The organism is Stenotrophomonas maltophilia (assembly GCF_006974125.1).
In the GTDB taxonomy this organism is placed as follows: domain Bacteria; phylum Pseudomonadota; class Gammaproteobacteria; order Xanthomonadales; family Xanthomonadaceae; genus Stenotrophomonas; species Stenotrophomonas maltophilia_O.
Map to the genome: position 1 here is coordinate 3,685,763 of NZ_CP037858.1, position 19,219 is coordinate 3,704,981.

The window sequence follows — 19,219 nt, forward strand, 5'->3', positions numbered from 1 at the left end:
TTCGACGCAGGTCGAACGGAATCTGCGGGAATAGCTCAGTTGGTAGAGCGCAACCTTGCCAAGGTTGAGGTCGCGAGTTCGAGTCTCGTTTCCCGCTCCAGATTCTACAGGGCCCCGGTAGGGGCCTTGTTTTTCTCCCGCCACGGCAAGGCGGGGCACGTTGGGCCACAAGGCTTTACGCGCAGTCAGAAAGGTGAAATCGCTGGTGTGTGTTCCGGATTTCCGGTACCATGGCGGCTTACGCGGGAATAGCTCAGTTGGTAGAGCGCAACCTTGCCAAGGTTGAGGTCGCGAGTTCGAGTCTCGTTTCCCGCTCCATGTTCCGACAGGCCCCATCTTGGGGTTTTGTCTTGTCAGGGCTACGTTCCTGGCGCGCAGTACGTTGGCCTCATGGCAGAGTGGCTATGCACCGGATTGCAAATCCGTTTACAGCGGTTCGATTCCGCTTGAGGCCTCCAATTGAAAAGCCCTGACTCCGGTCAGGGCTTTTTTGTTTGCCTGGCGTTCGACGCCTTTGTGCAGAATCTCCTGATTCGGCCATGAAATCATCTGTTTGCCAGCCGTTGTCAGCAGGTGGCAAACTCGCGCATAACATGCGCCGAGTGCGTTTACGTGAGCTTGAGCGGGGATCGCAACCACGCGACGCCGGGAAGATTCCTGCAAGGGCACGATCAAGTGGGCGGGGCTACTGCCGCAGACGGTCTATCTGAGCTTCTCCTATGAAGCCGAGGAACGAGTATGTACGTCGTCTGGACGTGCTGCTTGATCGCGGCGTGGTGCCGGAGGAGCTAGCCAACACCGAGGCGGCAGCGAAGAATCTGCGACGCGAACACGCCTCTCGATGCCATCAGCGGCTTGGCCGGGGCAAGTGGCGCGGTGGTGTGCAGTCCGACCCGGCGCTGCCGGTGTTGCGGGTCCGGGCCAGCTATCCGGTCAGCCCGTGGCTTTGGCGGGAATCACCTCCTGACCACGTTGTGCAGGAGGACATCGTCCTTGCCGAGAGCCTCCAGATGCGTAGCGCGCCGCTGTTCGATGCGGTGGTGGTCACCGGTGAGCTGCTGGGGAAGGGCGTCACCTGCAAAGTGCGCAAGGACGGTGAGGCAGGTCAGCTGTTCGCACGGCAGGTCAGCAGCCCACTGATCAATGTTGCTGCCGCCGGCGCCGAGCGCGGTCGGAACATCCTTAGTGAACGAGGTGAGCAAGCCGCCGTTGACCTCGCCATGCCGCTGTTCCCCAAGCCGCTTAAGCCAGGTGAGGTCGGCCCAGTCATGCCATTGGACCTGGTGGAGGTGGTTGGCCCTGCGGGGAGATGGCATGGGCAGTGCGAGTCGCTGCGCGTTGATGTTGTGATCGATCAGCAGGCAGTGGTGATCGAGCAGACCGTAACCCTTGAAAGGCACTACAGCGATGCGGACTGACCTTTGGGATCAATTCGGCGAACTGGTCAGCAGCAACCCTCGACTGCTGGCGACCGTCACCGCGCACAACACTGATGGCACCAGCACGTTGACGACGTATGACGGGGTGCGGGTGCGGGCTTTCGGCCAGCTGCAGCAAACCACTCCTCACAACGTCTGGGTTCGAGGTGGTCGCTTGATTGAAGCGGCTCCCAACCTTCCAGTGATGGAGGTCACCATCTAGATACTTCTTACAGGAGAAGCGTATGTGCTATTACGCCCGGATCATCGCTGCCTACTGGAATCTGGCCAGGATGACCGGCGCGCGTGGCATTTGTGAGAAAAGCCCAGCTCGTTGAGTAAGCTGGGCTTTGCATCGGTAAATCAAATTTGCTGGACTGGGCCGACATCTATCCTGCCACTGCAGTTGCCGACACATCCACCGCCAAAGTTGGTGCCACCGACGCCAACTCCGCCACCCCCATTCTCGGTGCCGCCTCCGCCAGTCTCCACGCCACCGCCTTCGTAGATTGGCTCGGGCATAACACCCTCGCGAGGGGTCCGGCCTTCGCCCACCCAATTGGATTCAAAGTTCTCGTGATAGACGGTGCAGTGGGTGGGATTGCATATCTGGTACGTTGTTCCAGTCGCCCACGCAAAGAATGGCACATAGTCGATTGGTGCCCGCGAGTCTTTAATGACCTCTAGGGTTCTTGCGTCGGGTACCGGTGATTCGACGTGACAATCGGTGCAGAAGTAGGGGCCGCGTTCGAAAGCGAACGTGCTTGCTGCGAGTGCGACCGCAGCGACGAATATCAGAAGTAGAATGGCCTTGCGGCGGGGGATGCGGAAGAACTTCTTATCTGCAGCATGAGTCATAGAGTTGATTTCCCTTTCGAAGCGCCAAGTTCAGCTGTTCTGTACTTAGCGATTTGTCCAAGGTACTAACTTGTCGAGCTGGCACTATCGACGGATCTGCGAGACGAACTGCTTCAAAGTAAGCTCTGCTTGTAACTCGGTCCTCGTCGACAAGTACACCAGCGTGATAGGCATTCCCAAGCTGTAGGAGCGCGTCCGCACTACCTTGGTTTGCCATTTCTTGCAGATAGCCGACAGCTGTCTGCTTGTATTCCTTCGTGCGGTCTGGATTGCGAAGCAGCTCCGCTGGTCCTCCAAGGGCGGATTGTGAGTCCGCGGCATAAAGGAGTCGTGCTCCAATGTTCCCCTGCTCTGCTGCAAGCGAGAGCCATCTACTGGAACTCAGTTCATCTTCAGCGGATAGTTCAATGCACGCGGTCGCGACATTCTCGGAAGCGTGAAGTGCGACGCCTCGAGACGCGCGTCGATTGATGTCCTTACACTCATTGAGCTTCTGAAATATTCCGTAGGACGCCGTCGCATCACCAGCCAATGCCAACGGCGAAAGTCTTGAAATTACTTCGTGCACTGTCCCTGGTGGGATTGGTCCATAGTCTTCTACTGCGTAGGCGTGTCCGGACAGTTGCCTCACACGAACCAATCTGTTGGCCGCAGACCCTGGTGTGGATCTTGAAGAAACCGGCTGCGAAGCGGAGATCACGGGCCCTCGAGTGGCGTGCTCCAAAGCGCTGGATGGATCTGACGATGAGGCGGCTTTGTTTGGCTGCGTACTCGATGCGGTTGTTCCATACCAAACTGCCGCTCCTGCCAGCATGGCTAGTACAGCGAGGCTCAGGGCTTTGATCCGTCGACTCATAGCGCTCCTTTGTTGCTGATGAACGTAGTGCGTGTACAGGGGGCATAGATGGCGCTCGATCCGGGGTGTCTCCGAGTGCCAAGTGCTTTACAGGCCTCTATTTGTAAACGACGACGGGCGGCACCACCCCCGGGCAAGGTGTAACTGAAGTTCACTTTTTGTTCACATTGGACTGGCTGGCGGAAGCTCTGGTGCATCGGCGACTGGCTCAATTACAAGCCGGGGACCAGGGCGCGCCTTGTCGAATCGTTGACGAGAAGCGGCACCAGTGCGAAGCGCTACGCGGAACGCTGGTGCGCGGCCCGGCTGTATCCCGAGCTGCCTCTGTGTGAGGCCGTCGCCCGGCTGACCGACAGCACGCCGATCCAGTTGCCCCCGCCACTGCCCCGTCTGCCGCCGACCCGCGAGCAGCAGCAACAGGCTCGACGCCTGGCCGAGGCCAGAGCGAAGGAGGTTGAGCGGATCAAGGCAGCACTCGATCGGTCAGGGTGGCTGGGCGGGTGTCGCCTCCGCTCAGGCTATTGATGAGTAAGGATTTGTTTAGGATTTCAGATCCGTTTACAGCGGTTCGATTCCGCTTGAGGCCTCCAATTGAAAAGCCCTGACTCCGGTCAGGGCTTTTTGTTTTTCTGCGGTCTGGAATGTGCTGTACGAGCGCTATGATCGGGTCTGGGCCTTAGCGGACTTCATGCGGATGACTCCCCGGCATATCGTGGAAACCTGGATCGAGCGCTTCAACGCAGGCGATGCTGCTGGCCTGGCGGAGCTGTATCACCCCGACGCGATCAATCACCAGGTCACCCAGGACCCGATCAAGGGCCGTGATGCGATCCGTGCCACCTTCGAGCGTGAATTCAACAACGCCGAAATGGTCTGCATTCCCGAAGTCATCCATGAGGCCGGCAATGTCGCTGCGCTGGAATGGCGCGACCCTCTTGGCCTGCGAGGATGCGGTTTCTTCACGGTTGATGGAGGGTTGATCACGTTCCAGCGCGGCTACTGGGACAAACTCTCGTTCCTGAAGATGCATGGCCTTCCGATCGAGTGAACCGCAAGCCAGGCCGGCAGCTGTGCTGACTTTCATCGTGGTCTGAGCAGCTACAGCCTTGCCAGCGCCCGCACCGTGGCCTGGGTCAGCGGCTGGGGCAGGGCATCCAGCGCGAACCAGCCCAGCCCGGTCTGCACACCCGGCTCCTGGACGGAGGCTTCGGCACCGGCAGGTGCCCGTGCCTCGTAGATCGGCGCGACCCAATGCTGCGCAAGCGCCGGCTCGAAATGATCGGCCACGCACAGCAGGCGCAGCAGCGTCACTTCCAACGCCGTCTCCTCGCGGACTTCGCGGACCACGGCGGCCTCCACCGTTTCCATCCAGTCGACTTTCCCACCGGGCAGGCCCCAGTGCCCGCGCTCCGGCTCGCGTCCGCGCTGGATCAGCAGGATGCGGCCGTCGGCATCACGGACGACGGCGCCACATCCAACGCGGGGAATCTGCAGTTCAGTCATGGCGGAGAATGAAGAAAGGGCAGTCTTCATTCTTGCATGCACGCCGTATCGGGCGAACCCGCGCTAGGCTGGGCACCTGCACATCAACAACCTCGCAGGTGGGTCGCATGCTCATCCGGCAACTTGGTGCTGACGACGCCGACATTCTCTGGCAGGCACGGTTGCAGGCGCTTCGCGAGTCGCCCGCTGCGTTCCTGTCCACGCTGGCCGAGGCGCAGAATGAGACGGCAGACGTGATGCGCGCCCAGCTTGCCGATCCCGGCACGCGTTATTTCGGCGCTTTCATCGACGGCATGCTTGTGGGCTTCCTGCGCTACGTACGCCCGATGCGGATGGCGCGACGGCATACGGCGGAAGTGCACAGTGTCCATGTGGGCACCGGCCATCGTGGCCAGGGTGTCGCCCGCCAGCTTTTTCTTGCTGCGTTTGCGTCTGCGCGCGCCGAGGGCATTGAATTGGTCACCCTGACGGTGCTGGCGGACAATGCTGCTGCGCGCGGGCTGTATGAATCGCTGGGTTTCAGCGTACTCGGCAGGGAGCCGCGGGCGGTCAAGCGCGAGGGCATCTACACGGATATCGTCTCGTACGGGATCACACTGCACTGAGAGTGAAACCTTGCCGCGGGCCCGGTCATGTTTCCGTGGCACGATGAGGCTGGACACATGTTCCAGGAAGACGGGGCAATGCACGTTCAGGTATCCAGCAGGGAGCGTGTGGCGCCGGAACACCGTCAGCAGGCGGTGGATCTGCTCCGCCAGGCTTTCCCGGACATGCAGGGCGAGGGCTACGCCATCCCGGGGCCGGTCGCTCTGGTCCTGGCAATGGAGTGTGATCAGGTGGTCGCACACCTCGCACTGTACGAACGCAACGTACGGCTGGACGGCGAGCCGGAACGCATCGGCTTGATCGGCGGCGTGGTGGTGCGTGCCGACGTTCGCCGGCAAGGCGTTGCCTCGCGCTTGATCGAAGCTGCGCACGCTGAACTGCGCCAGCGCGGGATCGATTTCGCGGTGTTGTTCGCCCTGGATCATCGGCACTATGCCTCTGCGGGCTATGTGCCGATGCAGAACGAGACCTGCTTCATTGAAGACGGCCATGCACGCCGGTTCGTCTATCGCGGCGGCATGGTGGCCATGCTGGGGGCGCGCCGCTGGACCACGGCCGTGCTCGATCTGCAGGGCGAAACGGTCTGAACGACGCCATCGTGCAGTCGCCCCCAAACCAACGTATCGTGTCGGTTGTCCAATGAACCAGGGAGCGGTGCAGGATGAAACGGAAGGTAGTGATGGCGATGATCCTGCTGGGGTGTGCCCCGCTGGCATCGGCCCAGGTCTACAAGTGCAAGGGCGCTTCCGGGGAAACGGTGTACAGCCAGAATCCTTGTGCTGCCGGCGCTGAACCCATGAAGCTGCGTTCCAGCCGTTCCTCCACGGAAACGGCGGGGGAGGCATCGAACCGCGCGGCGGTGTACCAGAACACCGAACTGGCCGACGCCGGCATCGCCGAGCGCAACTGCGTGCAGGGCGAGCGCTCGCGCATCTACGGTCCGCTGGAGTCCCGCAGCCAGCAGGTTGGCCGGCAGGTCGCCGAGCTGAACCGTCAACTGGCCGCGGCGGGCACCAGCCTGGCCGGCGCAACACAGGACTCCGGCATCCGTGCGCAGATCGCCAGCCTGCAGCAGTCGCTGAGCGCTGAGCGTGTTGCAGCAGATACGCAGATGTCGAATGCGCGCGAACAGTGTGCATCGGTCCGGCGCGAACGTGAGCGGACGGTGCGCGACAAGTTCAGCAGTTCGACCGCCCCTGCGAATTGACTGCTCACTGCGAGGCAGACGCGCCCATGGGCATTTCCGCACGGAAGTTGCGCCCGACCGGCTCTCCTACACCCAGGTAGTGCCGGAACAGGTAGATCAACGGTTTCCAGCGCGCCACATCGATGTGCTGGGTGCCGTCCACGGTGATGTCTTCGTGCGCATGCACGCAGCGGATGCGGGCTTCGACGATCACGAAGCCTTGGCCGTCATCCTCGCCGGGTGGATGCATCGCCATTACGCTGGCCTCCACCTGCAGCGGGCACTCGGCAATGGCCAGCGGAGCAACGTGCGTCGACGCGACGGCACTGAACCCGCCCAGCGCGAATTTGTCACGCACGTGCACGTAGCCCATCGCCTGCTTGGCGGCCGGCACAGGGTTGCAGCCGGTCGCTCTGGCGATGGCCTCGACTTGTGCAGCCTGGGCGGATGAGGGGAAGTTCAGCACGCACTCGTTGCGCAGCTGCAGGTTGCGATAGCCCTGGCCCTGCGTACCGAGGCCCAGCACCACCCGGTTGCCCAGCGCCCAGAACGAAGAAAGCGGGCTGATGTTGCTGCTTCCATCGTCATTCAACGTGGTCATCAGCAGCACGGGCGTGCCTGGGTACAGGACAGAAGGGGTGATGCGGCGGCGGGGAATCGGGGCGTTTTTCACGGCAGGCCTTGCGGTATCGGGGTGCGCACTGTGCCTTGGCAGCAGGTGCAGACGCTTCGGCCTGCATCGAACTGTCGGCCGGCAACGGCGTGCCACAATGCGGGCATGGTCCACACCTCCGGTTCCCTTGTCAGCGTCGGTGCCCTGGTCGGTGACCAGGCGCGCGCGGCCATGCTGCTGCAGCTGATGGATGGACGGGCGTATACCGCGACGGAGCTGGCACGCGTGGCCGGGGTGACACCGCAGACGGCGAGCACGCATCTGCGCAGGTTGGTCGAGGGCGACCTGCTGGTCGCTGTCGCGCAGGGGCGCCACCGCTACCACCGGCTGGCCTCAAGCGAGGTGGCAGAGATGCTCGAAGGCATCCTGCGCGTGGCCGACCGCACGCCCTCGTGCACCGCGGCGGCCTCACGCAGCATGCCGGCGCTGCGCGAGGCACGTTCCTGCTATCGGCACCTGGCCGGCGTGCACGCGGTAGCCATCACCGATCGCCTGCTGCAGGCGGGGCATGTGCTGCCGTGCGAAGGGCATTGGCAGATCAGCGCTGGGGGCGCCGGATTCCTGGCCGGGCTGGGCCTGCCGTTGCGCGAGCTCCTGCAGCAGCCGGTGACGGCCAAGCCGGCGCGCTACTGCCGTGGTTGCCTGGATTGCACCGAGCGGCGGCCGCACCTGGCAGGGCTGGTCGGTGAGGCGATGCTGGACAGTTTCGTGAACAACGATTGGCTGCGGCGCGTCGAGGGCCGACGCGAACTGCGGCTGACACCACCTGGGCGCGAGGCGTTGTGGCGGCTGTTCAACCTGGCGACCTGAGGCGCCCGGTCAGTCTCAGTCACCCACGACATGGCAAGGCGCTATGGTCAGGTTCCAAGTCTTAGGGAGCTGCAATGGCGAGCAGGGACATGAACGACCGTGGTACGCAGCCGGTACGCGGGCAATGAGCAAATCCTCTGCGGAAGTGCGCTGGCTGACGTTCCGGCTGATGAATGGCCAATCCATCGGGCCGGACCGTTTGAAGGACGGTTGGGTGATCGCTTCGGAAACCCGGCACTGCGGCGTACGCCGCGAAGCCATCGAAGGCGCAGGCGTGGTCTACGCGCTGTATGCGCCGGCCAACCTGGCCTCGCCGCGGCGCGCGGAGATGCGCATGCGCGAATTCCTGATGAGCTCCGGCTACACCTTCACGATGGGCACGCTGGGCGGCTGATCCGGCCTGTTGCGGCTACGGGCGCACGGTCAAGGCCTGGCCAAGCGTGCCAACTGGACCGCGCGCATCGTGGAGCACCGTGCTGGTCAAGCCAAGCCCCTGGCGGCCGAATGAGACTGACGTATCGAAGCCCAGCCATTCCCCTTCAGGCGTGCCGAACAGGTGGGCGGTCAGATCGAGGTTGGGGAAGGCGATCTCCTTCGGATCGGCGCGTACGGCCATGCCATTGGACAGATCGAACAGGGTGGCGGCACGCGCCAGCGGACTGACCGGTTCGCCCTCCAGCAGCGCATGCTTCGCGCGCGCCCAGTAGGTGGCACGGCCGGGGCCCTGATCGTGTCGGCGGATCTCCACGCTCCTGATGAATCCGCCGGGCCAGACCGTGCCCGGGTCCCACGCCGGCATCGATTCCGGTGGCGCGATGGCAGCGATCGGCGTTCCGGCGATGGCCTGCGTATCGTTCGGGCGCATCAGCCACGCACGTACGCGCAGCGCCGCGCGATCGTCATGGCGCAGCGTGGCTTCGACCAGTTCGATGGTGCGACCACCACGCAGCACCTGCACGTCGGCCTCCATCGCTTCGATCGGAATGGTGCCGAGAATGTCGTAGGACAGGCGCGCGATCAGGAAGCCGTGGCCACGTGCGGCGGCGTCGCGTTCCAGATGGTGGGCCAGCAGTCCGATCGCAGGCGCGATGTGCTGTTCGCGGATGTTCCAGGCGCCGCCGGTGTGTTCGGTCGGCAGGTAGCGGGTGTCGCTCAGACGTTCGAAGAAGGCCATCGTATGCATTGCTTCAGCAGGGAGGGAGGCGGCAGGTGTTGCACCGGCCCCTGCATCGTAAGCGTTTGGCAACGTGACGGGCCGAGCCGGCCCCCGAAGGAGCCGGCCGGACACCGGTCAGGGCGACGGGCAGTCCGTTTCACGGCACAGCTTGTACTCGGCCAGGCACTGCTCGGAGGTCTTGCCCAGCGGTCCATGGGTTGCACGCAGGCATTGCTCGTACCGCAAGGTGCAGAACTCGCAGGAGTCTGCGGCGAAGGCCAGGCCGGTCACGGCCATGCCAAGGAGCATCACGGTCTTCAAGGTCATCTTGATCATCACGTCAGTCCTTTGTGTGCCCGTCAATGGGCCGGTCCACCATAGCAGCACTTCCTGGTCGGTCCTGACGCGCTGCGGCACGCGTTGGACTCAGGGCCGTACCGCCTTCAAGGCGTTGACCACCTGTGCTTCCGAAAAGCCACAATGCCCTTCGCCCACCGATGGCAGTACCTGCGGCACCGGCCGCGCACCGGCGTGTGCGGCCAACTGCGGATATACCGTCTGCATGTGCGGCACGATGGTCGGGTCGTTGTGGTTGAACTGGATCACCAGCGGTCGCTTCAGTGCGCCGGTCAGCGTCAGCGTCGCGCGCACCTTGGCCTGCGCGGCAGGTACAGCATCGATGCGCCGCACCCCGGCGTTGAATGCGGAGCCATCGCCGAAGCCGCTGTAGACCACGCCCATGTTGCCGACCGGCATGCCACCGCTGCGTGTGGCCAGTTCATGCAGGACCAGGGCGTGCAGGCTGATCGTGCCGGCCACTTCGTCGGGGGAAACCTGCAGCCGCCGCGCCAGCAACGCGGCATGCGCTGGGTCGCGTTGCAGCGCAGTGGCGATGCCCTGGTACAGCTCACCCTGCGGCAGCATGGCTGCATCACGCGATGCCAACCCGGTGCCCGGCAGCCCCTCGGCCCTGGGGAAGAAATAATCGAACGCGACCAGTGTGGTCAGCAGGTCGGCCGCGATCTGTTCGCCACTGAGATTGGCGCCGCACAGCGACACACCACCGACATAGTGCTGCGGGAAGCGCTCGAGGCTGCCGATGGTCACGGCACCGCCCATCGAAAAGCCCAGCATCCAGGCGTGTCGCACGCGCTTGAGTTCACCCAGCGCATGCTGTCGCAGGTGTTCCATGTCGGTGATCGCCTCGGCCACCGCCCAGCCCTGGCTGGAATACGCGCTCTGCGCGACGGCGTAGCCCGCAGCCAGCAGTGCTGCGGTGCTGTCACTGGCGGCCATCGGCGTGGTGCGCGGCACGCCCACGGGCTCATAGCCATGGGCCAGCATCACCAGGTCGCCGTTCCAGTCTGCCGGTACATCCAGCCGCCAGGGGGCGCCCTGCAGCTCGCCGCTGAGCGTGCGCGGCGCGGTGGGCGCTGCGGCCAGCAAGGTCGTCGAAGGCAACAGCAGGCAGAGGGCAAGAGCGCATCGAAGCAGGGGGCGCATCGTGGTCATTCCATGCGGGAATGGCGCCGAGCATAGATCCCCGCACTACCTTGCGCGCGCTGCACTGCCGCAGGGCATTGCCGGCCGGCCGTGCTGCGCTCTACGCTGGCGGCATGGCCCTGCACAGTATCGCGTCGATTATCCGCATTCCCCACGGGAAGGCGGGGTAGCGCGCGGTCATCACGGCCATGCAACCCGCCCGGGAAGGCGGGTTGCATGCAGCACTCTCCCGGGTAATGGAATCCACCAAGGAGAACGCAGATGCACGACCTTTCATCGAACGACCCCGCGCCGACCCTGCACCTGGTGTGCGGCAAGATCGGTGCCGGCAAATCCACTCTGTCGCAGCAGTTGGCGTTGAAGCCGCGTCACGTATTGATCAGCGAGGACGCATGGCTGGCGGCGCTCTATCCGGGCGAAATCCATTCCATTGCCGACTATCTGCAGTGCGCAGCCACGTTGCGCACTGTGCTGGCCGATCATCTGCGCGCATTGCTGCAGGCGGGTGTTTCGGTGGTGCTCGATTGTCCATTCAATACGCCCGCCAGCCGCGCGTGGGCACGTGAAGTGTTCTCGCCGGCTGGCGCTGCACATCAACTGCATTTCCTCGATGTGGCCGACGAGGTCTGCAAGGCGCGGCTGCACGCGCGCAATGCACTCGGCGAGCACCCGTTCCAGGCCAGTGACGAGGAATTCGAGCAGATCACCCGCCACTTCGTTGCACCGGCCGCGGAAGAGGGCTTTGTGGTGATGCGCTACACCGAAGCAGGCCCGGCATAGCGCGGTCGGTTCAGTCGACGAAGGCCGGCTTGCCCTCGGTAGCGGTCTGCACCAGCGTCCTGCGGAAGGTCTCGACCAGCGGGCGCAGGTTGATGCGGTGCCAGGCCGCCCACAGCGGCGTGCGGTAGCTGAACCACGGCAGCTCGCGCAGCACCACGCCCGTCGGTGCCTGGTGGTCCAGGCTGCGCTGGATGGTGGTCAGGCCCAGCCCCGCGGCGACCAGCCCAAGTGCGGCCAGTGGTTCGGTCGCTTCCATGGCGATGGTCGGGGTGAAACCGGCCTTCGCGCAGGCGGCGATGAAGGTGTCATGGCGCAGCGCGCTTTCCTTGTGCATCACGCCGATCCACTGCTGGCTGGCCAGATCCTCGGGCGTGATGGTCTCTGCGCTGGCCAGTGGGTGGTCGGCCGGCAGCGCCAGAAGCATCGGGTCATTCAGTACCTGCGTGGCTTCCAGGTCCGGATCGTCGAACGCGGGTGGTTCGCAGACCAGGGCGATGTCCAGGCTGCGTTGGCGCAGGCCTTCCAGCTGCACGTCCGATTGCTGGTTGTACAGCGCGATGTGCACGGCAGGACGGTCGCCACGCAATTCGCGCAGGGCGGTGGGCAATACGCCGGAGTGCATCGCGTATTCCAGATAGCCGATGCACAGGCCGCCTTCATCGCCGCGGCCGAGCCGGCGCGCCAGCGATTCCAGTCGGTTGGCGTGGGTCAACAGGGCGCGCGCCTCGGCGAGGAAGGTGCGGCCATCGGCGGTCAGCCGGATGCGCTGTTGCGAGCGTTCGAACAGTTGCAGCTCCAGCCGTTCCTCCAGCTGGGCGATCTGGCGGCTGAGCGGGGATTGGGAAATGTGAAGGCGCTCGGCGGCGCGGCCGACGTGTTCATCTTCGGCGACGGCCACGAAATAGCGCAGTTGGCGGAGATCGAGCATAAGACCATCAGGGACTCAAGATTGATAAATTATGTCTTGGACGGTCTTATTGGGCAAGCCTAGCCTATGCCTCAACCTCAACAACCTCCCCAAGGGGAACCCCATGAGCATCAACACTCTGCTGGCTGGCAAGACCCTCGGCTTCGGTACCGCGCCGCTGGGCAACATGTTCCGTGACATCCCGGAAGCCGAGGCCCAGGCCACGGTGGACGCGGCCTGGGAACAGGGCACCCGCTACTTCGATACCGCCCCGTTCTACGGCGCAGGCCTGGCCGAGATCCGGCTCGGCGACGCGCTGGCCAAGCGCAACCGCGACGACTTCGTGCTCAGCACCAAGGTCGGCCGCCTGATCCTGGACGAAGTGGAAGACACCAGCGCCCGCGACCTGGGCGAGAAGGGCGGCCTGTTCGTCGCCGGCCGCCCCAACAAGCTGGTCAACGACTACTCGGCCGATGCCACCCTGCGTTCGATCGACGACAGCCTCAAGCGCCTGAAGACCGATCGCCTGGATATCGTCTGGGTGCACGACATCGCCCAGGACTTCTACGGCGATGAGTGGCTGTCGTACTTCGAGACTGCTCGCCGCGGCGCTTTCAAGGTGCTGACCCGCCTGCGCGAGGAGGGCGTGATCAAGGCCTGGGGCCTGGGCGTCAACCGCGTCGAGCCGATCGAGCTGACCCTGGACCTGGACGAAGCCCGTCCGGACGGCTTCCTGCTGGCCGGCCGCTACTCGCTGCTCGACCATGAGCGTGCGCTGCAGCGGTTGATGCCGAAGGCGGCCGAGTGCAACACCGGCATCGTGGTCGGCGGTCCGTACAGCTCCGGCGTGCTGGCCGGTGGCAGCCACTTCGAGTACCAGAAGGCGTCGCCGGAGATCCTGGCCAAGGTCGAGCGCATCAAGGCCATTGCGGCCGCGTACGGCATCAGCATCAAGGCGGCTGCCCTGCAGTTCTCGCTGGCCAACCCGGCGGTGGCTGCGGTGATCCCTGGCGCAAGCCGTCCCGAACGCATCGCCGAGGACTACGCCGCACTGAAGGAAATCATCCCGGCCGGGTTCTGGCAGGAACTGCGCGCCCAAGGCCTGGTTGCGGCCAACGCCCCGTTGCCGATCGACAACATCTGAGTCCCAAGGAGACCTTCCCATGGCAACTGCATCTGTATCCATCACCGTGCCGACCCCGGCCGACCAGGTCTGGAACCTCATCGGCGGCTTCGATTCACTGCCCGACTGGCTTCCGTACATTCCCCGGAGCACGCTCAGCGAAGGCGGTCGCGTGCGCCATCTGGCCAATCCCGATGGCGATGCCATCGTCGAGCGCCTGGAAACCTTCGATCAGGCCGGTCGCAGCTACACCTACTCGATCCTGCAGGCCCCGTTCCCGGTCACCGGCTATCGCTCCACCCTGCGTGTGGTCGAGCAGGGCACTGGTTCGAGGATCGACTGGTCCGGTGAGTTCACTCCGGTGGGCGTCAGCAACGAAGAAGCGTCCGCGCTGTTCGAGGGCATCTATCGCGATGGCCTGAAGGCACTGGAAACCACGCTGGCCGGGTGAATGCCCGTGTGGTGTTGATCGCATGCAGACGCCCCGGCCGGTCCGGGGCGTTTGCGTGTCAGTGTGCGGGCGTCGGTCCACCGCAGGCGACGCGATGCATGGGAAAGTCCATTGCCTGCTTCGGGTTGTCCTGGGCGATCTCGATACGCGCATGCGCGCGCTGTTCATCGAGGCGTCGGTAGCGGATGCGCTGCGGGAAGTCGTTGGCCGGGTTCTCGAACACGGCCTCGTTGCCATCGACCCGGGTGGCGTTGAACTCGGTGGCGTTCTGGCCGGAGGGCAGGGCGGTCAGCACCAGGCGGCCGTCCTCATGCTGGCGCAGCTGCATGAACTCGAAACCTACGGTGCGGCCGTCACGCAGGCTGCGGCTGCTGCCGAACAGGGTATTGCCTGCCAGGGTGGACCACTGCTCGCCGGCACCGGCCGGCTGGCCATCAAGCTGCCAGCAACCGGCCAGCCAGGCCAGGTGCTCGATCTTCGAGGGCGGGGAGGCCTGTGCGTGGGCCACCGCAAGCAGCAGCGGCAGCAGGGCCAGGGCAATGCGGATCGACATCGGTGCCTCCATGCGCGGGAATCCGTGGCCTGTATAGCGCCCGAGGGACGAGGCAGCCAGTGCCGTCCTTTCCAGTGTTGATTCCGATACGATCTGTCGCACTGAGCCTGTCTCGCTTGACCCAACGTCCCGCCATGGTCGATCGCCTCGCCATTCTGCTTGAACGCTTCGCGGTCACCGCCTCGGTGTTCCATGCCGGTGCGCTGTGCGGCATCAACACACTGGACGGCGAGGATGAGGCCGGTCAACTGCACCTGGTGCGACGTGGCCCGCTGCAGGTCAGTCATGGCCAGCAGACCGTACAGGTCGATGTACCGAGCCTGCTGCTGTATCCGCGCCCGATGCCGCACCGCTTCAGTACCGACCCACGGCAGGGCGCCGACATGGCCTGCGCGAACCTGCATTTCGAAGGTGGCCGGCTCAATCCGATCAGTGCCGCGCTGCCTGATTTCATCTGCCTGCCGCTGGCCGAGCTGTATGGCGGCAATGCGGCGCTGGAGTTGTTGTTCGAAGAGGCGTTCGAGCAGCGTTGCGGGCGAGCAGCGATGGTCAACCGCCTGTTCGAGGTGGTGATGATCCAGGTGTTGCGCCAGCTGATGGAAGGTGGCGAAATGCGCGGCGGCCTGTTCGCCGGGCTTGGCCATCCGCGATTGCGGCTGGCGCTGGTGGCGATGCATGAAGCCCCGGCGCAGGGATGGACGCTGGAAGATCTGGCCGAGGTGGCCGGCATGTCACGCAGCGTGTTCGCCGCCAGCTTCCGCGAGGCGATGGGGACCACCCCGGGCCAGTACCTGCAGGGCTGGCGGGTAGGGCTGGCGCAGCAGGCGCTGCGCCAGGGCCGGCCACTGAAGCGGATTGCCGACGAGGTGGGTTATGGCAGCGAGGCGGCACTCTCGCGCGCGTTCAAGGCGCACACGGGGCAGTCGCCACGCGAATGGCGCGGACAGGCGCGCGCTGGCGCGACCTGAGTTTCAGCCCAGGACCAGCCGGGCCAGCTTCATGCCACCGAACAGGCCGGCCAGGCCCAGTGCCACCGAGCCACCGGCATACAGTGCCGCCAGTCCATGCTGGCCGCGCTGCAGCAGCAGGCCGATCTCCAGCGCATAGGTGGAGAACGTGGTATAGCCGCCGAGGATACCGGTGGCGAGCAACAGGCGCAGCTGCGGCGAGGCACCATTGCGCATCGCGAAGACCTCGACCACCACGCCCATCAGCAGCGCGCCGCTGATGTTGATCAGGAAGGTCGACCACGGCCAGGGGCTGCCGACGGCCACCCGCGCGCCGATCAGGTTGCAGGCGTGGCGAAGGCAGGCGCCAATGCCACCCCCGATGAAGACAAGGACATAGTTGTTCAGCGTTTGCATCGCGTGCCTCGAGTGCGGGTTCGATGGCGAACGCCGAGGGCAGGCACTGCCTGCCGTCGACGAACACCGGGTTCGTCCTGGCAGGAGCCATCAGCCTTCTCAGGCGGTTATCGGGGGAGCCCCATCCCCATCGCGGCCCATGCTACCAGCGGCGGTGCATTCACGTCATCGAGGTGGTCAGCACGCGGGCAACCTTGCTGCGGCTGAAGCCATCCATCAGCAGTTCGAATGCCAGCAGGTCCAGTGCCGCGTGGCGGCGGTGGTCGATTTCCAGGCCATTCTCGGCCACCAGGTGACTGACCAGCTCGTAGGCGTCCTGCCAGACGTCCAGGTGGGCCTGGCTGGGAATGTAGGCGTTACCTGGTTCACCAACGCCGCGCCCGTTCACTCCGTACAGCAGCTCGCGCGCGTCCAGCTTGGCCGCATCGGCGATACGGAACAGCTGTTCGGCCTTCACATGCGAAGCGCTCACATGGTCGTTGAGCCAGTTGCTGATGGTTGCCGTGGTGGATTTGGCGGCGCGGGCCAGATCGGCCGGACGGGGGTGCCCGGCTTTCTTCATGGCGGCGGCGAGTCGTTGGCCGAGAGTATTCATCTATGCAAGCCAGCTTAACGCGTGGAATGCGAAGAATCCTTGCCGCAAGAATAAGTCTGGTTAACAGAAGGGCAGGCCATGACCGATTTCTGGAACAAGCGGCAGGTGCGCACGCGGCTGGGATTCCAGACCGATGCGGAGCTGGCGCGCTTCTTCGGCATCAGCCGTTCCGCAGTATCGCAATGGCCTAAAGACTTCCCGATTCCGGCTCTGCGCCAGTACATCCTGCATCAGCGCTACCCGAACCTGTTCCCCGCAACTGCCGCCGCCGAAGTCGAATTCATCTGAGTTACGCCGTCTTTTGTCGCATTTAGCATGCCAAGTGCATTTTGCTAAGTACACTTAGCAAAATAGGGAAAACTGATCGTTCTTGCAGTACCAATCGTCGAAACCTACCGGCTGCCGCGCTAGGTGCCTGGGTCGTGTTGTCGGCTTTACCCCATCCGGGAGGGGCGGGGTCCCGTATGTGGTTTCGTGAACGATTAATAATTTCAATCGCGAAAGTCGCTCCATGTAATTGACCTGTCGTGAAATCTATGACTAATTTGGATCAACCGGACGTGAAGCCCGGGAGTCTTTCAGTAGCACGCAAGTGAGTCGGTAGACCGTCAACGATGCAGAACAAGTCCAACGGAGGTCGTATGGAATACGGCATGCATGGCTTGGCTGAACGGGTACGCCGCGAACTGGAAGCCAGCTATCACAAACACGGATGCGGTCCGGCGTTCTGGGATACCTACCAGCAGGTGCTGGACCGGCTCGTCCCGCAGGGGACCGAGCGTACCGAGTTCACCAATGAAATGGCGCTGATCATCGAGCAGCTGGGCATTGTCCGACGTGCGCAGCTGGTTCCGCCGCACGCTGACGGGCCGCGTTGATTCAGAGCAGGCGCCAGGCGCCGCAGGCAAGCAGCACCAGCAACAAGGACAGCAGGGCCAGGGTCCGGGGTCGCCACAGGCGCTTCGGTTGTCCGGCCATCGCCTGCGGACTGCAGTAACGCACCAGCCCCGGACCGAAACCGGCCCGGTGCTGCTGTTGTGCGCAGGCCTCCAGGCAGGCGCCGCAGGCCAGGCAATCGGCCTGCGGCCCCTGGCGGATGTCCAGTTGCATTGGGCAGGCGCTGACACAAGCAGCGCAGTCGGTGCAGTCACCGAGGCGATCGGCGCTGAAGGTCGGCATCGGTCCGGCCAGCAGCGGATGCGCGGCGCGGAATACGTAGTCCTGCGCAGTGGTCGGGTCGAGCAGGCCACGACCGCGGCCGAGCACGCCGCCCAGGCCGGATGGACGCGGTCCGCGTGGCTCGCCGCGGCGCGCGTCGTACAGCATGCGTGGTGTATGCGGATCGGTCAGCAATGGCTGCATGCGTGCGAACGGGCACAACGAGCGGCAGACCTGTTCGCGCAGGAAGCCGGCATTGCCCCAGGTGGCAGCGGCATAGAACAGCACCCAGAACGTTTCCCAGCCGCTCCAGCCAGCGTTTGGCGCAGCGGCCAGCAATCCGGTGATCGGGCTGAACAGGCCGACGAAGGTAATGCCGGTCCACACGGACAGCAGTCCCCAGGCCAGCTGGGTGGCCGAGCGTACAGCAGGTGCAGGCAGCATGCGGGCCGCGCTGCGGGCGATCCAGTCGAAGGCGCGCCGCCACAGCATCTGCGGGCAGGCGTGACCGCACCACACTCGGCCGGCGAGATGGGTAAGCAGCGCCAGGCCGACGGCCAGTACCACCAGCAGGCCGATCAGCACGCCGACGTCGCCGGGCCACAGGGTCCAGCCAAACAGGTCGAATCGCCGCGCGTTGATGTCCAGCAATAGCGCCTGGCGACCCTCCCAGCGCAGCCACGGCAGTGCGTAGAACAGCACCAGCAGGGCGGCGCTGAGCGTGCCGCGCCAGTGCCAGGGACGGGGAAGCCGAGTGCAGGACGTGCTCATCCCAGCGGCAGCTCGTCGTCGTCATCGCTCGGCATGGGCCGCTGCAGGTACCAGGTGACCGCGCTGGACAGTGCCGTCACCGACCAGAACATGAAGAATCCCGCCGTATAGCCCAGTTCTCGGCTGATGGCCGTGCCCGGGAAACTGATGGCCTGCAGGCGCAACGGATCGACGAAGGCGAAGAACACCACGCTGGCCACGCCGGCGGCGATGAAGCTGGGCCAGAGGATGGCGCCCCACTGCTGGATCAGCCGCTGGCGGCGGCTGGGAGAAGGTCTGTTCATGCTGTCCCGGATCGAAAAGTGGGCGGCGCGTATACTTCGCCAAGGCTGGCGCAGCATCCGCAGGGCATGCTTCCTGCAAGCGTGCCAGCCTAGGTGCAGCGGACTGCGCCGACATTGATCTGGATCAACGGCGCTGTCGCCTGGGTGCGGCACACTGCCGGCACGCTTTGGGTACCCCGATGAACGCAATACCGCCGCCTGTCCTTCCTGTCGCCTCGCCCGAGCTGTGCACCGAGCAGGAAGTGACCCGCCTGGTTCACGACTTCTACGCGCGCGTGCGCGAGGAGGAGCGATTGGGGCCGGTGTTCGAGGCCCACGTCCACGACTGGCCGGAGCATCTGGCCCAGCTGGTCGACTTCTGGTCGGCGATGCTGCGTGGCACCCGGCGCTTCAAAGGTTCGCCGATGTCCAAGCACATGGCCATCGAGCTGGACAAGGATCTGTTCGACCGCTGGCTGGTGCTGTTCCGGATCACCACCGCCGAATGCAACAACCCGCCGATGCAGGAGCTGGCCAACGACGTGGCCGCGCGCATCGGTGACACCTTCTGGAAGCGCTACCAGATGCTGCGCTGGCCGCAGGTCGGCCTGCCGGTGCTGGGGATGCCCGCCAAGGATTGATCTGGGTCAAGGCGGCGCCAGTCGACCGGCGCGATGCTGGCGCC

At 64.5% G+C, this 19,219-nt stretch carries 27 protein-coding genes, 3 tRNA genes and 1 riboswitch; of the genes, 19 read left to right on the plus strand and 11 right to left on the minus strand.

Going from position 1 to position 19,219, the window contains the following annotated elements; genetic code table 11:
- The first annotated feature begins 24 nt into the window (after window positions 1–24).
- The 7 genes from EZ304_RS16905 to EZ304_RS16935 all read left to right on the plus strand — a co-directional run bounded on the left by EZ304_RS16905 (window position 25) and on the right by EZ304_RS16935 (window position 4,180).
- Window positions 25–100, plus strand: a tRNA-Gly gene (locus EZ304_RS16905).
- Between the two features lie 142 nt (window positions 101–242).
- Window positions 243–318, plus strand: a tRNA-Gly gene (locus EZ304_RS16910).
- 66 nt (window positions 319–384) lie between these two features.
- Window positions 385–458, plus strand: a tRNA-Cys gene (locus EZ304_RS16915).
- 261 nt (window positions 459–719) lie between these two features.
- Window positions 720–1,418 carry a hypothetical protein gene (locus tag EZ304_RS16920; protein WP_260678127.1) on the plus strand — a complete coding sequence of 233 codons (699 nt, stop codon included), beginning with the start codon at window positions 720–722 and terminating at the stop codon, window positions 1,416–1,418.
- Window positions 1,408–1,641: a hypothetical protein gene (locus EZ304_RS16925; protein ID WP_142807668.1), complete on the plus strand. Its 234-nt coding sequence runs from the start codon at window positions 1,408–1,410 to the stop codon at window positions 1,639–1,641. The genes EZ304_RS16920 and EZ304_RS16925 overlap by 11 nt, the downstream gene beginning before the upstream one ends.
- A gap of 1,740 nt (window positions 1,642–3,381) precedes the next feature.
- Window positions 3,382–3,657, plus strand: coding sequence for a hypothetical protein (locus EZ304_RS21305; protein ID WP_142807669.1), 276 nt, complete (start codon window positions 3,382–3,384; stop codon window positions 3,655–3,657).
- Window positions 3,658–3,775: 118 nt separating this feature from the next.
- Window positions 3,776–4,180 (plus strand): nuclear transport factor 2 family protein, encoded by a 405-nt coding sequence (locus EZ304_RS16935; RefSeq protein WP_260678128.1) that lies wholly within the window; start codon window positions 3,776–3,778, stop codon window positions 4,178–4,180.
- Window positions 4,181–4,230: 50 nt separating this feature from the next.
- Here EZ304_RS16935 and EZ304_RS16940 read toward each other — a convergent pair whose 3' ends face one another.
- On the minus strand, window positions 4,231–4,635 hold the full coding sequence (locus EZ304_RS16940) for an NUDIX hydrolase (protein ID WP_099552666.1): 405 nt from the start codon (window positions 4,633–4,635) through the stop codon (window positions 4,231–4,233).
- A 107-nt stretch (window positions 4,636–4,742) separates the two neighbouring features.
- On the opposite strand from EZ304_RS16940, the gene EZ304_RS16945 reads away from it, so the two are divergent.
- The 3 genes from EZ304_RS16945 (at window position 4,743) to EZ304_RS16955 (ending at window position 6,448) form a co-directional block, all read left to right on the plus strand.
- Window positions 4,743–5,240 (plus strand): GNAT family N-acetyltransferase, encoded by a 498-nt coding sequence (locus tag EZ304_RS16945; protein WP_142807670.1) that lies wholly within the window; start codon window positions 4,743–4,745, stop codon window positions 5,238–5,240.
- A 78-nt stretch (window positions 5,241–5,318) separates the two neighbouring features.
- Window positions 5,319–5,828: a GNAT family N-acetyltransferase gene (locus EZ304_RS16950; RefSeq protein WP_260678130.1), complete on the plus strand. Its 510-nt coding sequence runs from the start codon at window positions 5,319–5,321 to the stop codon at window positions 5,826–5,828.
- 92 nt (window positions 5,829–5,920) lie between these two features.
- Complete coding sequence (locus tag EZ304_RS16955; protein WP_260678131.1) at window positions 5,921–6,448, plus strand: DUF4124 domain-containing protein; 528 nt, start codon at window positions 5,921–5,923, stop codon at window positions 6,446–6,448.
- A 4-nt stretch (window positions 6,449–6,452) separates the two neighbouring features.
- Here the strand turns inward: EZ304_RS16955 and EZ304_RS16960 are convergent, their stop codons facing one another.
- Window positions 6,453–7,100, minus strand: a complete 648-nt coding sequence (locus EZ304_RS16960; protein ID WP_142807673.1) for a flavin reductase family protein — start codon at window positions 7,098–7,100, stop codon at window positions 6,453–6,455.
- Between the two features lie 105 nt (window positions 7,101–7,205).
- Between EZ304_RS16960 and EZ304_RS16965 the strand changes: the two genes are divergently transcribed.
- The gene (locus tag EZ304_RS16965) at window positions 7,206–7,910 is read left to right on the plus strand and encodes an ArsR/SmtB family transcription factor (protein ID WP_099552661.1); all 705 of its coding nucleotides are present in this window, start codon (window positions 7,206–7,208) and stop codon (window positions 7,908–7,910) included.
- 124 nt (window positions 7,911–8,034) lie between these two features.
- Window positions 8,035–8,304 (plus strand): hypothetical protein, encoded by a 270-nt coding sequence (locus EZ304_RS16970; RefSeq protein WP_099552660.1) that lies wholly within the window; start codon window positions 8,035–8,037, stop codon window positions 8,302–8,304.
- Between the two features lie 15 nt (window positions 8,305–8,319).
- Here EZ304_RS16970 and EZ304_RS16975 read toward each other — a convergent pair whose 3' ends face one another.
- The 3 genes from EZ304_RS16975 to EZ304_RS16985 all read right to left on the minus strand — a co-directional run bounded on the left by EZ304_RS16975 (window position 8,320) and on the right by EZ304_RS16985 (window position 10,569).
- Window positions 8,320–9,084 carry a thioesterase family protein gene (locus tag EZ304_RS16975; RefSeq protein ID WP_142807674.1) on the minus strand — a complete coding sequence of 255 codons (765 nt, stop codon included), beginning with the start codon at window positions 9,082–9,084 and terminating at the stop codon, window positions 8,320–8,322.
- Window positions 9,085–9,201: 117 nt separating this feature from the next.
- Window positions 9,202–9,402 (minus strand): hypothetical protein, encoded by a 201-nt coding sequence (locus tag EZ304_RS16980; RefSeq protein ID WP_099552658.1) that lies wholly within the window; start codon window positions 9,400–9,402, stop codon window positions 9,202–9,204.
- 90 nt (window positions 9,403–9,492) lie between these two features.
- Entirely contained in the window at window positions 9,493–10,569 is a 1,077-nt protein-coding gene (locus EZ304_RS16985) for an alpha/beta hydrolase family protein (RefSeq protein ID WP_142807675.1), read from the minus strand.
- Window positions 10,570–10,830: 261 nt separating this feature from the next.
- On the opposite strand from EZ304_RS16985, the gene EZ304_RS16995 reads away from it, so the two are divergent.
- The gene (locus tag EZ304_RS16995) at window positions 10,831–11,349 is read left to right on the plus strand and encodes an AAA family ATPase (RefSeq protein ID WP_142807676.1); all 519 of its coding nucleotides are present in this window, start codon (window positions 10,831–10,833) and stop codon (window positions 11,347–11,349) included.
- 10 nt (window positions 11,350–11,359) lie between these two features.
- Here the strand turns inward: EZ304_RS16995 and EZ304_RS17000 are convergent, their stop codons facing one another.
- Window positions 11,360–12,277: a LysR family transcriptional regulator gene (locus EZ304_RS17000; RefSeq protein WP_142807677.1), complete on the minus strand. Its 918-nt coding sequence runs from the start codon at window positions 12,275–12,277 to the stop codon at window positions 11,360–11,362.
- Window positions 12,278–12,380: 103 nt separating this feature from the next.
- Between EZ304_RS17000 and EZ304_RS17005 the strand changes: the two genes are divergently transcribed.
- Complete coding sequence (locus tag EZ304_RS17005; RefSeq protein ID WP_142807678.1) at window positions 12,381–13,400, plus strand: aldo/keto reductase; 1,020 nt, start codon at window positions 12,381–12,383, stop codon at window positions 13,398–13,400.
- 19 nt (window positions 13,401–13,419) lie between these two features.
- On the plus strand, window positions 13,420–13,830 hold the full coding sequence (locus tag EZ304_RS17010) for an SRPBCC family protein (RefSeq protein WP_142807679.1): 411 nt from the start codon (window positions 13,420–13,422) through the stop codon (window positions 13,828–13,830).
- Between the two features lie 58 nt (window positions 13,831–13,888).
- Here the strand turns inward: EZ304_RS17010 and EZ304_RS17015 are convergent, their stop codons facing one another.
- Window positions 13,889–14,383 carry a DUF6265 family protein gene (locus EZ304_RS17015; protein ID WP_142807680.1) on the minus strand — a complete coding sequence of 165 codons (495 nt, stop codon included), beginning with the start codon at window positions 14,381–14,383 and terminating at the stop codon, window positions 13,889–13,891.
- A gap of 134 nt (window positions 14,384–14,517) precedes the next feature.
- Between EZ304_RS17015 and EZ304_RS17020 the strand changes: the two genes are divergently transcribed.
- Complete coding sequence (locus EZ304_RS17020) at window positions 14,518–15,351, plus strand: AraC family transcriptional regulator (RefSeq protein WP_099552651.1); 834 nt, start codon at window positions 14,518–14,520, stop codon at window positions 15,349–15,351.
- Window positions 15,352–15,354: 3 nt separating this feature from the next.
- Here the strand turns inward: EZ304_RS17020 and crcB are convergent, their stop codons facing one another.
- Both crcB and EZ304_RS17030 read right to left on the minus strand, forming a co-directional pair.
- Window positions 15,355–15,747 (minus strand): fluoride efflux transporter CrcB, encoded by a 393-nt coding sequence (crcB, locus tag EZ304_RS17025; protein ID WP_049430634.1) that lies wholly within the window; start codon window positions 15,745–15,747, stop codon window positions 15,355–15,357.
- Between the two features lie 74 nt (window positions 15,748–15,821).
- Window positions 15,822–15,885, minus strand: a riboswitch (Fluoride riboswitch).
- Window positions 15,886–15,907: 22 nt separating this feature from the next.
- Window positions 15,908–16,309 carry a transcriptional regulator gene (locus tag EZ304_RS17030; protein ID WP_005408921.1) on the minus strand — a complete coding sequence of 134 codons (402 nt, stop codon included), beginning with the start codon at window positions 16,307–16,309 and terminating at the stop codon, window positions 15,908–15,910.
- Window positions 16,310–16,420: 111 nt separating this feature from the next.
- Here EZ304_RS17030 and EZ304_RS17035 point away from each other — a divergent pair, with 111 nt between their 5' ends.
- Window positions 16,421–16,630 carry a hypothetical protein gene (locus EZ304_RS17035; RefSeq protein ID WP_142807681.1) on the plus strand — a complete coding sequence of 70 codons (210 nt, stop codon included), beginning with the start codon at window positions 16,421–16,423 and terminating at the stop codon, window positions 16,628–16,630.
- A 353-nt stretch (window positions 16,631–16,983) separates the two neighbouring features.
- Window positions 16,984–17,220, plus strand: coding sequence for a hypothetical protein (locus tag EZ304_RS17040; RefSeq protein WP_005408923.1), 237 nt, complete (start codon window positions 16,984–16,986; stop codon window positions 17,218–17,220).
- A 1-nt stretch (window position 17,221) separates the two neighbouring features.
- Here EZ304_RS17040 and EZ304_RS17045 read toward each other — a convergent pair whose 3' ends face one another.
- Window positions 17,222–18,271 (minus strand): 4Fe-4S dicluster domain-containing protein, encoded by a 1,050-nt coding sequence (locus EZ304_RS17045; protein ID WP_142807682.1) that lies wholly within the window; start codon window positions 18,269–18,271, stop codon window positions 17,222–17,224.
- Window positions 18,268–18,555 carry a hypothetical protein gene (locus EZ304_RS17050; RefSeq protein ID WP_099552649.1) on the minus strand — a complete coding sequence of 96 codons (288 nt, stop codon included), beginning with the start codon at window positions 18,553–18,555 and terminating at the stop codon, window positions 18,268–18,270. The genes EZ304_RS17045 and EZ304_RS17050 overlap by 4 nt, the downstream gene beginning before the upstream one ends.
- A 179-nt stretch (window positions 18,556–18,734) precedes the next feature.
- Here EZ304_RS17050 and EZ304_RS17055 point away from each other — a divergent pair, with 179 nt between their 5' ends.
- Complete coding sequence (locus EZ304_RS17055; RefSeq protein WP_142807683.1) at window positions 18,735–19,175, plus strand: group III truncated hemoglobin; 441 nt, start codon at window positions 18,735–18,737, stop codon at window positions 19,173–19,175.
- Window positions 19,176–19,219 lie beyond the last annotated feature (44 nt).